17 protein-coding genes are annotated in these 13,092 nt (G+C 66.2%); 10 read left to right on the top strand and 7 right to left on the bottom strand.

Annotated elements, in window-relative coordinates; genetic code table 11:
- The first annotated feature begins 156 nt into the window (after positions 1–156).
- From CPH63_RS18730 to CPH63_RS18720, 3 genes are read left to right on the top strand one after another with little or no spacing between them, the layout of a single operon-like run.
- Positions 157–549: a GntR family transcriptional regulator gene (locus tag CPH63_RS18730; protein ID WP_096304294.1), complete on the top strand. Its 393-nt coding sequence runs from the start codon at positions 157–159 to the stop codon at positions 547–549.
- Positions 546–1,442, top strand: a complete 897-nt coding sequence (locus tag CPH63_RS18725) for an ABC transporter ATP-binding protein (protein WP_096304293.1) — start codon at positions 546–548, stop codon at positions 1,440–1,442. The genes CPH63_RS18730 and CPH63_RS18725 overlap by 4 nt, the downstream gene beginning before the upstream one ends.
- Complete coding sequence (locus CPH63_RS18720) at positions 1,439–2,404, top strand: ABC transporter permease (protein WP_096304292.1); 966 nt, start codon at positions 1,439–1,441, stop codon at positions 2,402–2,404. The genes CPH63_RS18725 and CPH63_RS18720 overlap by 4 nt, the downstream gene beginning before the upstream one ends.
- Before the next feature lie 15 nt (positions 2,405–2,419).
- On the opposite strand, the gene CPH63_RS18715 is transcribed toward CPH63_RS18720, so the two are convergent.
- Complete coding sequence (locus CPH63_RS18715) at positions 2,420–2,644, bottom strand: hypothetical protein (protein ID WP_096304291.1); 225 nt, start codon at positions 2,642–2,644, stop codon at positions 2,420–2,422.
- A gap of 151 nt (positions 2,645–2,795) precedes the next feature.
- Between CPH63_RS18715 and CPH63_RS18710 the strand changes: the two genes are divergently transcribed.
- Positions 2,796–3,137 (top strand): metallopeptidase family protein, encoded by a 342-nt coding sequence (locus CPH63_RS18710; protein WP_096305282.1) that lies wholly within the window; start codon positions 2,796–2,798, stop codon positions 3,135–3,137.
- A 4-nt stretch (positions 3,138–3,141) separates the two neighbouring features.
- Here the strand turns inward: CPH63_RS18710 and CPH63_RS18705 are convergent, their stop codons facing one another.
- Positions 3,142–4,041, bottom strand: a complete 900-nt coding sequence (locus CPH63_RS18705; RefSeq protein WP_096305281.1) for an SDR family oxidoreductase — start codon at positions 4,039–4,041, stop codon at positions 3,142–3,144.
- 104 nt (positions 4,042–4,145) lie between these two features.
- On the opposite strand from CPH63_RS18705, the gene CPH63_RS18700 reads away from it, so the two are divergent.
- Positions 4,146–4,709 (top strand): TetR family transcriptional regulator, encoded by a 564-nt coding sequence (locus tag CPH63_RS18700; protein ID WP_096304290.1) that lies wholly within the window; start codon positions 4,146–4,148, stop codon positions 4,707–4,709.
- A gap of 6 nt (positions 4,710–4,715) precedes the next feature.
- On the opposite strand, the gene CPH63_RS18695 is transcribed toward CPH63_RS18700, so the two are convergent.
- The 3 genes from CPH63_RS18695 to CPH63_RS18685 all read right to left on the bottom strand — a co-directional run bounded on the left by CPH63_RS18695 (position 4,716) and on the right by CPH63_RS18685 (position 5,936).
- Positions 4,716–5,105 (bottom strand): low affinity iron permease family protein, encoded by a 390-nt coding sequence (locus tag CPH63_RS18695; protein ID WP_096304289.1) that lies wholly within the window; start codon positions 5,103–5,105, stop codon positions 4,716–4,718.
- A complete protein-coding gene (locus CPH63_RS18690) occupies positions 5,102–5,602 on the bottom strand; it encodes a hemerythrin domain-containing protein (RefSeq protein ID WP_096304288.1) in 501 nt (166 codons plus the stop codon). Before CPH63_RS18690 ends, CPH63_RS18695 begins: the two co-directional genes overlap by 4 nt.
- Positions 5,603–5,741: 139 nt before the next feature.
- A complete protein-coding gene (locus tag CPH63_RS18685; RefSeq protein WP_096304287.1) occupies positions 5,742–5,936 on the bottom strand; it encodes a hypothetical protein in 195 nt (64 codons plus the stop codon).
- Between the two features lie 62 nt (positions 5,937–5,998).
- Between CPH63_RS18685 and CPH63_RS18680 the strand changes: the two genes are divergently transcribed.
- Positions 5,999–6,745 carry an AAA family ATPase gene (locus CPH63_RS18680; RefSeq protein WP_096304286.1) on the top strand — a complete coding sequence of 249 codons (747 nt, stop codon included), beginning with the start codon at positions 5,999–6,001 and terminating at the stop codon, positions 6,743–6,745.
- Between the two features lie 58 nt (positions 6,746–6,803).
- Here CPH63_RS18680 and CPH63_RS18675 read toward each other — a convergent pair whose 3' ends face one another.
- Positions 6,804–8,018, bottom strand: coding sequence for a lipase family protein (locus CPH63_RS18675; protein ID WP_096304285.1), 1,215 nt, complete (start codon positions 8,016–8,018; stop codon positions 6,804–6,806).
- Positions 8,019–8,323: 305 nt separating this feature from the next.
- Between CPH63_RS18675 and CPH63_RS18670 the strand changes: the two genes are divergently transcribed.
- Genes CPH63_RS18670 through CPH63_RS18660 form a run of 3 tightly spaced genes read left to right on the top strand, consistent with a single transcriptional unit; the run spans position 8,324 to position 11,351 of the window.
- On the top strand, positions 8,324–8,716 hold the full coding sequence (locus CPH63_RS18670; protein ID WP_096304284.1) for a YciI family protein: 393 nt from the start codon (positions 8,324–8,326) through the stop codon (positions 8,714–8,716).
- Between the two features lie 10 nt (positions 8,717–8,726).
- The gene (locus tag CPH63_RS18665) at positions 8,727–9,956 is read left to right on the top strand and encodes an RNA polymerase sigma factor (protein WP_096304283.1); all 1,230 of its coding nucleotides are present in this window, start codon (positions 8,727–8,729) and stop codon (positions 9,954–9,956) included.
- Positions 9,957–9,965: 9 nt separating this feature from the next.
- A complete protein-coding gene (locus tag CPH63_RS18660; protein WP_096304282.1) occupies positions 9,966–11,351 on the top strand; it encodes an FAD-binding oxidoreductase in 1,386 nt (461 codons plus the stop codon).
- Between the two features lie 32 nt (positions 11,352–11,383).
- Here CPH63_RS18660 and CPH63_RS18655 read toward each other — a convergent pair whose 3' ends face one another.
- The gene (locus CPH63_RS18655) at positions 11,384–12,496 is read right to left on the bottom strand and encodes a DUF6081 family protein (RefSeq protein WP_096304281.1); all 1,113 of its coding nucleotides are present in this window, start codon (positions 12,494–12,496) and stop codon (positions 11,384–11,386) included.
- A gap of 173 nt (positions 12,497–12,669) precedes the next feature.
- On the opposite strand from CPH63_RS18655, the gene CPH63_RS18650 reads away from it, so the two are divergent.
- The gene (locus tag CPH63_RS18650) at positions 12,670–13,071 is read left to right on the top strand and encodes an MmcQ/YjbR family DNA-binding protein (protein ID WP_096304280.1); all 402 of its coding nucleotides are present in this window, start codon (positions 12,670–12,672) and stop codon (positions 13,069–13,071) included.
- Positions 13,072–13,092 lie beyond the last annotated feature (21 nt).

Here is a 13,092-nt window from a genome sequence, read left to right as displayed (position 1 = left end):
CGCGACCCCGACCCCACGGACGCGGAGGCGGCGCTCGCTGCTGCCCCCGTCGGAGACTCCGCGGTGAGGGTTGACAGAGTCGCCTAGCCAAGGTCATAGTGCTAGTTACCTAGTTAATTAGCGCAGGCCACTTTTGGCGTGAGCGGACGGGACACGATGATCGAGTTCAGGTTGGATACACACTCCGGAGTCTCGCCGTATCTGCAGCTCGTGCATCAGGTCCGGCAGGCCATGCGTCTGGGGCTGCTCGACGAGGGCGATCAGTTGCCGACGGTGAAGGACGTCGTCGCGACGCTGGCCATCAACCCGAACACCGTGCTGAAGGCCTACCGCGAACTGGAGCATGCCGGGTTGGCCAGCGCCCGCCCCGGGGTGGGCACCTTCATCACCGCCACCCTCGGTGAGGGCGGGCGGGCCGCTCACCCGGCGCTGCGGCGCGACCTGGAACGCTGGCTCGCCAAGGCCCGGCTGGCCGGCCTCGACCCGGAGAGCATCCGGGCGCTCTTCGATGCCACCTTTCGCGACGCCGCCGAGGAAGTCGTAGCGTGAGCGCGGTCCTCGAAGCAGCGGCGCTGGGCAAGCGCTACCGGCGCAAGTGGGCGCTGTCGGACTGCACTCTGGAGATTCCGGACGGACGTGTGGTCGGGTTGGTCGGCCCGAACGGTGCCGGCAAGTCGACTCTGCTCAATCTCGCCGCGGGCCTGCTCGCCCCGTCAACGGGGTCGGTGAGTGTGCTGGGCCAGCCGCCCGCGGCGAATGCTGAGCAGCTGGGGCGAGTCGGCTTCGTCGCCCAGGACACCCCGACCTACTCCCGGCTGAGCGTCGCCGATCACCTGACGTTGGGTGCCCGGCTGAACCCGAATTGGGACTCCTCGGTGGCGGCGCGTCGTATCGCTCGGCTAAATCTCGATACCGGGCAGCGAGCCGGCAAGCTATCTGGCGGCCAGCAGGCGCAGCTGGCCCTGACGCTGGCGACGGCCAAGCGCCCCGAATTGCTGCTGCTGGACGAGCCGGTGGCCAGCCTCGACCCGCTCGCCCGCCGCGAGTTCCTGCAGACACTGATGGAGATCGTCGCTGAGGATGGCGTCAGTATCGTGCTCTCCTCGCACCTGGTCGCGGATCTGGAACGGGTCTGTGACTACCTGATCGTGCTCATCGACTCCCGGGTGCGGCTCATCGGCGACGTCGAAGAGTTGTTGGGCAGCCATCACCTGCTGGTCGGCGCGCGTCGTGACACCTCGACGCTGCCGAGTGATCAGACGGTCATCTCGGCCAGCCACACCGATCGGCAGAGCACGCTGCTCGTCCGCACCGAAGCACCGATCCACGACCCGCACTGGACGGTGGAGCGGGTCAGTCTGGAGGACCTTGTGCTCGCCTACATGAGCCCGACCACCGAACGGGTCATCCATGATCGCCCGACCCTGGGGATCCGACGATGACCTGGCTGACCTGGCGGCAGTTCCGCACGCAAGGGCTCGCCGTCTGTGCGCTGCTGGCCGCGCTCGCGATCATGCTCGCCTTCACCGGCTTTGACCTGCGGCATATCTATACCGTCGGTGGGCTCGCGACCTGTCCGAGCAACCCCAACTGCGGCGGCCCCAACTATGACGCCTTCCTCTCCCACTATGCGCCGGTGCGACAACTGCTGGGGCCCCTCCTGCTGGTGCTGCCGGCCGCGATCGGAGTCTTCTGGGGTGCGCCGCTGGTTGCCGGCGAGCTGGAGAGTGGCACGTTCCGGATGGTCTGGACGCAGGGTGTGTCCCGCGTTCGCTGGCTCACTGCGAAGGTGGCCATCGTCGGAGTCGCGGCGGTCGGAATCACCGGGCTGGCGAGCCTCGTCGTCACCTGGTGGTACAGCCAGATCGACGAGGTGAACAACAGCCGCTTCCAGGAGGACATCTTCAACGAGCGCAACATTGCCCCGATCGGTTATGCCGCCTTCGCCTTCGCCCTCGGCGTCTGTGCGGGGATTCTGCTGCGTCGCACACTGCCGGCGATGGCGGTGACCCTGGTCGGGTACATCGTGATGCAGGTGCTCGTGCTGACCAGCATCCGACCACACTTCCGCAGTCCGCTGCGCGCGGTCGGTCCGATCGATCCGCCGCCGGGGATTCTGCCCAAGACAGGCACGCCTGCGGTCGGACTGACCCACTCCGGGGACTGGATCATCTCCAACTACGTCACCGACGCGTCCGGCCACAGCGTGAGCAGCATCGAGATCAGGCCCGACTCGGAGTGCCTGAACACCGGTCACTGCCTGGCCGACTATCAGCAGCACGTCACCTACCAGCCGGCCGGCCGCTACTGGACCTTTCAGTGGTACGAGTTCTCGCTCTACGTCGGACTCGCGGCGATACTCATCGGACTGTCGTTCTGGTTGATTCGCCGCCGTCTCAGCTAACCGTGCGCACCTCGATCAGCCCGGCTGTAGGTCCTCGGTCAGCTTCGCGAGAGCCTCTTCCGGGGACATCGCGGCGGTGACATAGCTGGTCGCGCGTCCGGCCGTCACCGTCCAGGCTCCGGATTCCCACCGATAGGGGTCGACCGGATCAGCCGGAGAGATCACGATCCCCAGCGTGGGGTCGATCTGGTCAACGACCTGTCTTGCCAGTTCGGCGATCTCGCCGTTGGTGATAGGCATGCGTACATCAGACCATCGGACGCCGCATTGCCGCTAGAGATGCCGCTAGAGATGCCGCTAGAGATGCCGCATGGCGGCGTGCGCCAGGCCCATCTCGTGTTCCCGGGTGACGCCCTCCCGAATCCATAGCGACAGGGTGGACGATGAACCCATGGATCTGGTTGACCCTGCCGCGTTCGAGCAGATGGTGTCGGTGGCTCTGGACGGCCTCCCCCCGAAGCTGGGCCGGGTGATGCGCAATGTCGCGGTCACCGTTGACCAGGATTCGCCGCAGCTGGGCATTCTCGGGCTCTACCGGGGCGTTCCGCTGACCGCGCGGACCTCGCACTACTCAGCCGTGCTGCCGGATCAGATCACCATCTACCGGCACGCGATCTGCGCCGTCTGCCGAAACGAGCAGGAGGTGGTCGAGCAGGTGCGGCGCACCGTGATCCACGAGGTGGGTCACCACTTCGGTATCGGCGACGAACGGCTGCACGAACTGGGCTGGTAGCACCTCACCCGGCGACGGTGCGGAAGTAGCTTCCTTCGTCTAGGTCGGCGATCAGGCCGGGTTGCGTGGGCTCCCAGCTCATCAGTTCGCGGGTCACCTTATTTGCGGCCGGGGCGTCGGCACCGAAGAAGCGTCCGATCCAGTTGAAATGTTCATCGGCCTTCTCGGCCGGAATGGACTCGACCGCAACGCCGAGGCCACGGCCGATCGCCTCCGCGATGGTCCGCGTCGGAATACCCTCTTCGGCGACGGCGTGCAGCACCGAGCCCGCGGGCGCCTGCTCAACTGCGAGGCGGACCAGGCGGGCGGCATCGAGGCGATGCACGGCGGGCCAGCGGTTGCTGCCGTCGTCGATATAGCCGGCCACGCCCTTCTCGCGGGCGATGGCGACGAGAACGGCGATGAATCCATGATCACCCGGACCATGCACGGTGGGTGCGAAACGCACGGCTGCCGAACGTACGCCCCGATCGGCGTAAGAGAGTGCCGCGGATGAGTTGGCAACCCGCGGGTGGACGCCGGGGTCGGGGGTATCCGCTTCGGTCCCGACTCGACCCGGAGCCAGGCCGAGCGTTCCGGAGGCGATGACCAGGGGTCGACCACTGCCCTCCAGGACTGCGCCGAAGGCGTCGATGGCCTGCCGATCCAACTGTGCCGCCTCCGCCATCTGGGAGAAATCGTGGTGATAGCCGAGATGAACCACGCCGTCGGAGTCGACGGCGCCGGATCGCAGCAGGTCGAGATCGTTGAGGTCGCCCCGGAGGACCTCAGCACCAAGATCGGCCACCGTCGCCGCTGCCGCATCAGAGCGGGCCAATCCGACCACCTCGTGGCCCGATTCAAGTAGTTGCGAGACGACGGCGGAGCCGATCCAGCCGGATGCTCCCGTGACGAATACGCGCATGACTTCCTCCGTAGGTCCTCGCTCACCGTCGAGCGTGATGTCACTTGATGACATCACTACCGTAGCACTTCATGTCATACCGTGACATCGCCTAGACTCGCTCCATGGTGAGATGGCAGCCGGATGCGGCTGGTCGGCTGGGACAAGCGGCGATGGAGCTTTACATCGAGCGCGGATATGAGCAGACGACGGTTGCCGAGATCGCCGAGCGGGCTGGCCTCACTGCGCGCACCTTCTTTCGCTACTACGCCGACAAACGAGAGGTTCTCTTCGCGGGCTCGGGCAATTTTCAGGCGAATATCCTCTCCGCACTGGACGCGTCGCCGGCTTCGGTGTCTGCGATGGAGGCGATCTCGCTGGCCCTGGGTGCCGCGGCGTCGGCGCTTGGCCCGCACCACGAACATGCGCGCCAGCGCTACTCGGTGATCGCCGCCAACGCAGAGTTGCGCGAGCGGGAGCTGACCAAGATGGCGTCGCTGGCCGTCGCCCTCGCCGCTGGACTGCGTGGCCGCGGGGTAACGGAACCGGAGGCGAGCCTCGCCGCGGAGACCGGGGTAGCCGTTTTCCGCGTCGCCTTCGAGCGGTGGGTCACCGAACGTGACGACCTTGACCTCTCGCAGGTTCTCCGCGATTCCTTCGCGCAGCTGAGGTCGTTGTCCGTGGCCTGATCGCAGCTATTCGATCGCGTCCTGGCGCAGCCGGCGATGACTGTGCCGCGCCGTCGCCAGCTCCTGATCAGAGGCCTCTTCAAATGCGATGAGGGCATTGTCGGCGTGCGGCAACGCGCTGAGTATTTCATCGAGTTTGCGATTGCTGACCGATCGGTCGCGCTCCTGGGTGTGCTGGATGACGAAGACCATCGCCAACGTCAGCGCGGCGACCAGGGTCTGGAAGATGGTCTCCAGCCGGGCCGGAAAGCCAATGCTGACGCTGATGAGCACCCAGACCACGTCCGCCGCGACAACGACGACCGCCAGCATCGGTCGCGACGCGAGGCGGTCGATGCCGTGCAGGAGCCGGCTGGTCGGGGCGCGATTGCCGGCCGGAGAGTTCGCTTCGCTCATCGGATGACGGCGTCGACGACCTTCTTCAGCGCGCTCGGTTGGGCGGGCGAGCGCGGCGCTGTCTTCTTCAGCTCCAGCATCTGGGCGCCGAGGTCGGCTAGCTGCTTGCGCCCGAGGCCGGCTCGAACCTGCGGGAACCACTCCTGCTCCTCTTCGTCGATGTGGTGGGTGACGTTCTCGATGAGCACGGTCGTCTTTGCGTCGAATCGCTCTGCATCCGGGCTGAGGACCGCCAGCTCCGTGCAGAGCAGATCGGCCACATGGTGCTCTTCATAGGACTCGAGGACGTCGCCTTCCAGTTCCGGTATGAGCCTGCGGACCTCGGGGTAGATGAGCTCGTTCTCGAGGTAGGTGTGCACGGTCAGCAGTTCGATCATGCGGTTGACCAGCGTGCCCTTCGTCTTGTGGGCGCCATCGCCGGCGCTGGCGAAACTGCGGAAAACGGCCTTGATCTCCCGGTGATCGGCCTTGAGCAAGACCAGTGCGTCGGTGGACATGAGCGGAACCTTCCCTTGAGCTGGGAGAGTCCGATTGACGTGTCCCGTTCTTCCTCTACCCGCGTTCGAGCCCTTCGAAACTCGACAGCCCGGGCTGGGTCGCGATCGACCGGCGGCTGGTGTCAGGCGGCGGCTGGTGTCAGGCGGCAGCCGTGCGGAGCTTCAGGATGACGTCGTCCACGTGCAGGCGCGAGCGCATCAATTGTTCGGCCGGAGTCAGCTCATCGGCCGTGGACCAGTACGGCATGTATTGGCGCAGAGCAGCAACCACCATCAGCGCCTCGACCACCGAGAGCTCAACCACGATCCGATCACACTCAGAATCATGTGCCATGCCTCGATGCTAAGACTCGGCGCGGAAGATGGAAGCAGTTTTCTGCGTGAAATGATGGGCCAATGGCCAGTCGCCGACCGGGAGCCCCAGTGAAGGCGGTGAGCGTCGACCGCGGCCGAGCCGACCTCTCCGCGTGGCCGTACACGATGCCGGTCGTCGCGCAGGTCGTCGAGGAGGGGCTGAATCTCAGCCCGGGGCTGACGATCTTGATCGGGCAGAACGGCTCCGGGAAGTCGACGCTGGTCGAGGGGCTGGCCGCTGCCTGGGGCCGGCGTATCACGGCATTTCGGAGTGACTGGCTGCAGCGCGCGGCGGCCGAGTCGTCCCGCGAGGACTCCGATCTGAACCGATCGATGCGTCTTCACTACACCGTCGGCGGCGCGACGGGCGGCCTCTTCCTGCGAGCTGAGCGTCTGCATGCTCAGGCCGACTGGTTCAGCGGCGGTGGTCGGTGGGGGGAGCGGATGGGCGGCATCGACGTACTCGCCCGCAGCCATGGCGAGGGATTCCTGGAGATCCTGGCCGCGATGGTCTCTGACCCGGGGCTCTATGTCCTCGATGAGCCCGAGTCGGCCCTCTCCTTCGACAGCTGTCTGGTGCTGCTCACGCTCATGTCGCAGATGCTGGCCGCCGGTAGCCAGATCGTGCTGGCGACGCACTCACCGATCCTCGCCGCGATGCCGGGTGCCCTGCTGCTGCAACTGGACGAGAGCGGCATCCGGCCGGTCGACTACGACGAGACGGACCTGGTTACGTCTTGGCGCGGTTTTCTCGCCTCCCCCGAGCGCTTTCTGGGCCACCTGACCTGACGTCAGAGAGGCCCGCACCGAACCGGTGAAGGCCTCTCTGACACCCCCGCAGGGTGATCTAGCAGTTGTTGGTCGGCTTGCTCCCGGCGAAGCGGGCGGCCAGGAAGTTGACCATGTCGGTCTGCTGAACGACCGCCTCCAGGGCGTGCTCGGCGAAGAGGTCACGGTGCGTCTGGATGACGGCTCCGCCCTTGCACCAGTTCTTCACCAGGGCGTCGTCCTGGGCCAGCGGGACGATCTCGTCGGGAATCGCGTGATAGTCGTAGATCGGGTTGCTCGACACCGGTGCCGTGGCCCCGAGCGTGTCGAGCTTGAGTACGGCGGCCACCGAGGGGACCGTCAGCGGGTCGGCGACCGTGACATCGTCGGACAGTTTGCGGAACGCGTACTTGGAGAGGATGTCGGTGAGGCAGAGTCCCTTCGAGGCATCCGCGAAGTCGGCTCGCCCACGGTCGTTCAGCAGGCCGGTGATGCCGGATTCCGGGAACTCCACGGCGAGTGAGTAGGAGACGGCGTACTCGAAACCGGAGAAGATGCCGCCGTCGATCGATCGGGCTACCGCGGTCGGGTCAGCCGGCAACCCGCCGACCGCCGTTCCGAGCAGCTTCACGTCGGGGGCGTAGGAGGGCTGCAGTTGTGCCGCCCAGCCCGTCGCCTCAGCACCGCCGGAGTAGCCGGTGAGGGCCCATGGGTTGGTGGCGCCGATCCCCAGTGTGTTGAACTGCTTCACCGCCCGGATGCCGTCCAGAATGGCGTGTCCAGCCTCAGGGCCGGCCAGGAAGACCGACTTCGGGCCCTCGAAGTCGGGGATCGCGACGGCCCATCCCTTGCCGAGTAGGGCGGCCAGCGAGTCCAGCGGCTCGCCCGCGCCCGAGGCGTAGGCATAGGAGGGTGAGCACTTCAGCCCGACGCTGTCCTCTGGTTCCTGCATCGAGACGACTGGGCGCGCCCCTTTACCCGTCCAGGTCGTACCCGGCACGACGATCGTGGTGACGGCGAGAATGGCCGCATTGTGCGAGTCATTGCTGCGGTAGGAGATCTGGGCGGCGGTGGCCTTCACTCCTGAGACGCTGATCGGCGACGGACGGCTGGCCACGATCTGACCGGGCTGGTAGGTGTCGATGTTGGCCGGTGCCGCGTAGAACGGATCCTGATCCGGCGGCACCGATCCGGCCGTGACGGAGGAGGCGGCAGAGGCTCCTTGGGCGAGTGGGACGACGGCGATACCACCAGCCAGGGCCAGCACCGCAGGAACTAGAAAACGAGCACGCATGGCTCTCCCCGAATGTATCCGAGCATGCCAAATAAGCCGCAAATGTATGGGCGTTCGTGCACGCTATGAGTGTGCCGGTACCGGCGGTACCGGCATCGACAGTGTGACGCTAGACGCATCGGCCGGGCGAAGGCAAGAGCGCGGCGCATGAATTTTCTGTTGGTTTGTCCACTGACGCCCGCCCGTCCTTCCGATCGGGGCGCGAGAACCGTTCACTAGTGTCGAGAGAGAACTAGTGGCTCCGACCTAGGTAGGTAACGGCCGCAGACCGGCGGCCGGGCAACCAGCCGCGAAGGAGATTCGTCGTGAAGTACGTGATTCTGATCCACAGCAACCCCGATCCGTGGGGGCACCCCACCTCCATCTACACCGATGAGGGGCGAGCACTGCCTCAGGAACTGAACGACAAGATGGATGCGGAGTTCGGCGAGCTGCTCGAGGAGATCTCAGCGTCGGGGGAGTTCGTGAGTGCCGAGGCCCTCGGCGACCCCAGTTCGTCCACCATCTATGCGTGGAGTCCGCAGGGGCACCTGGCGACCGACGGACCATACGCCGAGACGAAGGAGCAGTTGGCCGGCTTCTTCCTCATCGATTGCCAGACTCGGGCCCGGGCCGAGGAGATCGCCGCGCAGTTCGCCCAGCCGGGCGGAAGCGTTGAACTCCGGCCGGTCATGACCCTCGGCAGCGAAGACGACTAGCGCCGACGGGCTGGAGGACCTGTGGCGTAGCTGCGCGCCGCGAGTCCTGGCTGCGTTGCTGCGTCGCTACGGGGACTTCGAGGCGAGTGAGGACGCGCTGCAGGAGGCCATGCTGGCCGCGTCCAGGCAGTGGCGGCGCGACGGTGTCCCGGATGACCCGACGGCCTGGCTGATCACCGTCGCCTCCCGACGCCTCCTCGACGGCTGGCGGAGTGACCGGGCGAGGGCCCAGCGTGAAGATCTCGTCGCCCGGCAGACCTCGACTCGGGAGCCGCTCTCGCGGGGCGCCGATCAGCAGCCCGTGGTGGATGATTCGGTGCTGCTTCTGTTGCTCTGCTGTCATCCTGCGCTTCCGCGGCCGGCTCAGGTGGCACTCACGCTGCGGGCCGTCGGCGGGCTGACCACTGCTCAGATCGCCCGCGGATTCCTGGTGCCGGAGGCGACGACGGCCCAGCGGATCAGCCGGGCCAAGGCGCGTCTGCGGCAGCTCGACACGCCCTTCACGACGCCGCCCCCAAATGAGCTGCCGCAGCGCGTCGAGGCGGTCACCCAGGTGCTGTACCTCATCTTCACCGAGGGGCACAGCAGCACCTCCGGGGCCGGGCTCTTCGACATTTCCCTTACAAACGAGGCGATTCGTCTCACCCGTGAGCTACATCATCGACTTCCTCGGATCCCTGAGATCAGTGGGCTGCTGGCCCTCATGCTGCTCACCGATGCTCGTCGCGCCGCCCGCACCGACGCCGACGGACAGCTGATCCCGCTCGCCGAGCAGGATCGGACGCGCTGGGATCAGGCTCGGATTCGGGAAGGCGCGACTCTGATCGAGACGGCACTTCCAGCTGGGCCAGTCGGCCCGTTCCAGCTGCAGGCGGCGATAGCCGCCGTCCACTCCGAAGCAGCGGCGAGCCACCTCACCGATTGGCCCCAGATCGAGGTGCTCTACCGGATGCTGAGCGACATCGCGCCAAGCTCCATCGTCACCCTGAATCACGCGGTGGCGGTCGCCATGGTGCACGGACCGCGCGCCGGACTGACCCGCATCCAGCCGCTGCTGCAGGATCGGCAGTTGCGCCAGAGTCACCGCCTCTTCGCCGTGCGGGCCCATCTACTCGAGTTGGACGGGCAGTTCGGCGCGGCGCAGCGTGACTATGCCGCCGCGGCCCGCCTCACCAACAGCATCCCCGAACAGCGCTACCTGAACGCGGCCGCGGCCCGGCTGGATACCGCCCCTGCGTAGGGTGGCGAAATGACCAGTCCCGCGCTCGACTCCTGGCGAACTGCTCGACCTATCTCGGTGTGGCTGGACAACTCGCAGCGACCGCCGGTTCGCCCCGCGCTGGAACGGGACACCCGAACTGACCTCCTCGTCGTGGGCGGTGGGTTCACCGGCCTCTGGACGGCGCTGCTGGCCAAGGAGCGCGACCCCGATCGTGACGTCCTGCTCATCGAAGGCGAGCGAGTCGGCTGGGCCGCCTCCGGACGCAATGGGGGTTTCTGCGCGGCGAGCCTGACCCACGGCGAGTCGAACGGGCGAGAACGCTTCGGCACTGAGTACGAGACGCTGCACCGGCTCGGGCTGGAGAATCTCGATCAGATCGAGGAAGCCCTTATCCGCTATGGCATTGACTGTGGATGGGAGCGCACTGGAGAGTTGGACGTCGCAACCGAGCCGTACCAGGTCGATCAGCTGCGGGCCGCCGACGGCGAGTTCCTGGACGCCGAGGCGGTGCGCCGCGAGGTCGACTCCCCGACCTACCTGGCTGGGAGTTGGAACCGCCGCAACACCGCCATCCTCGACCCGGCCCGGCTCGCCTGGGGGTTGGCGAAGGCCTGTGAAACACTGGGTGTCCGCATCTGCGAGACGACCCGGGCAACCGCTCTGGATCGTGACGGCGGCGATGTGGTGGTGACGGTGGAACCAGCTGCGGGGTCAGTGCGCGTCAGGGCGAAGCGAGTTGCCCTTGGCACGAACGTCTTCCCGAACCTGCTGCGCCGGGTGCGACCGTTCATCGTCCCGGTCTATGACTATGTGCTGGCGACCGAACCGCTCACCGTGGCCCAGCTCAAGGCCATCGGCTGGCGCAACCGGCAGGGCATCGGTGACAGCGCCAACCAGTTCCACTACTACCGCCTCACCCCGGAGAATCGCATTCTCTGGGGCGGTTACGACGCGGTCTACTACTTCGGCGGCTCGGTGAAGCCCAGATACGACCAGCGGTCGGCGACGTTCGAGTTGCTGGCCCGTCAATTCGCCGAGACCTTCCCCCAGTTGGCCGAGGTTCGGTTCGACTACCGGTGGGGCGGCGCCATCGACACCTGCACCCGCTTCTGCGCCTTCTACGGCACGGCGCTGGGTGGGCAGGTGAGTTATGTGCTCGGCTACACCGGCCTCGGCGTCGGTTCGACCCGGTTCGGGGCCAACGTCATGCTCGACCTCCTCGCCGGCCAGGCCACGGAACGCACCGAACTGGAGATGGTGCGTAGCCGCCCGCTGCCCTTTCCGCCCGAGCCGGTGAAGTACGCCGGAATTCAGATGACCCGGCGATCGCTGGCCAAGGCCGATCGCAATGAAGGACATCGCGACGTCTTTCTGCGCACCTTGGACCGTCTCGGTCTCGGCTTCGACTCCTAGCCAGCCGTTACCGGCCGACCGCTAACCGACCGCTAGCCGATCGTCAGCACCCGGAAATTACTGAAGGAACCGATTGCCCCCTGGCCGAAGGCTCGTTCGGACGCCGGGATCGACACGCTGTAGGGCGACGTCGCCGGGTCGCAGACCCCAGGCCCGTCGGCGCTCGGCGGGGTGCAGCCGAACTGGAACGGGAAGGCGTCGAGCAGGCTGAACAGACCGTGGCCGATGGCGACCGACTTTATCTTTCCGACGAGTGGCTCCCCGGACCCGAGTGACGGGTAGGTACCGCTGAAGGCGGCGTGCTGCTTATCCAGCGGAACGCCGACATTGGTAACGATCGCCACCGGTATGCCGTCCAACGAGTAGGTGACCGAATTGAGCGAGCCGATCTGACCGTAGGTGATCGCGACGTTGTGGCTGACCCCGGCCCGAATCGGGATGTTCTTGATGATCTGGGTGTAGGCCTTGTCCAGACCGACGGTCGTGGCCCCGGGGCAGTTCGGGCTGGTGGTGTTATTGGTGATGCTGGTGGGGAGTCGCTCGATCAGCGGGAACGCGTAGTTGCTCGAGATGAACCAGTCGAAGAGTTGCCCACTGCAGAAGTCGATCATGTTCAGCACGACGCCGGCCTGCTGACCCTCCAGCACCGATGCCTGGTACGGCTTGGCCGAGAGATTGCCCGGATCGTAGGAACCGGGCGGCCCGTACTGACCGTGCACCACGTGCCCGGCCACCGCGCCGGGCGTACTTGCCTTGATATCAACCGAGAAAGTGACGGTTCCGGTCTTCGGCACGGGGAACGTCTCGTTGCTGACGGCCATGTACTTGAGGTGGTCGAAGACGCTGTAGTCGACGCCGGTCTTGAACGGGGCGTCACTGGCGGTGAAGACACCCTTGCTCGATACGCTCTGGGTCGCGTTGTCGAGCGGGCCGTAGATGTTCGACCACTTGGTGTTGTACTGCGCCAATGACGTCGAGTCGTAGCTGACGAGCGAGACGAGACTCGCCGCACTGGCGCTGCTGGCCGGCACTGCGGTGAGGGCGGCCGCGAGCAGGACCGAGGCCAGGGTGGCGACGGCGCCGCGGCGCAGGAATCGTGAAGGCGAAGATTGGCGCGGATGAGCTGGACGCAGTGACGGTTGCATATGGCACCCCTCGGGCAGGCGGTGGACCAGAGGCCCAGGCGCCCCCAGTCTCACATCCGCTTCACGTAACGTAGTCGACTGTCGACAGTTTGCCAAGAGGCTCAGGCGCACCCCTGTCAGGGTTGCCGATTAGCCTGTTGGCGTGTGCAGAGCGCAACCGGTGAGCGATCGCAATGGCTGACCAGACCGACGTCCGCGATGTCGCGCTCGCGCTGCCGGGTGTGGTCGAGATCGAGTCCGAGGGCTTCGATTTTCGTGTCCTGGGGAAGGGATTCGTCTGGTCCTACCCGGAGCGAATCCCGGGTCGACGCCGGATCATTCGCACCGATATCGCCGTCCTCTTCGTCGGTGATGAAGCGGAGAAGCAAGCCCTGCTCCTCGGAGAACCCGAGACGTTCTTCACCGTATCGGGTTACGACGGCTGGCCGTTGGTGATGCTGCGCCTGGAGCAGGTCGGCGCCGATCGTCTGAAGGAGCTGATCACCGACGCCTGGCGAATGCGCTCGGGCGATGAGTTGGTCGCAGATCTCGACAACCGACCGCGACGAGGTAGCCCGGGCCGGCCCGGTCCATAGCAGACCGGGCCGGCTCAACGC

This window comes from Jatrophihabitans sp. GAS493, assembly GCF_900230215.1.
Classification (GTDB): domain Bacteria; phylum Actinomycetota; class Actinomycetes; order Mycobacteriales; family Jatrophihabitantaceae; genus MT45.
This window is presented reverse-complemented; position numbering and strand designations above follow the sequence as displayed.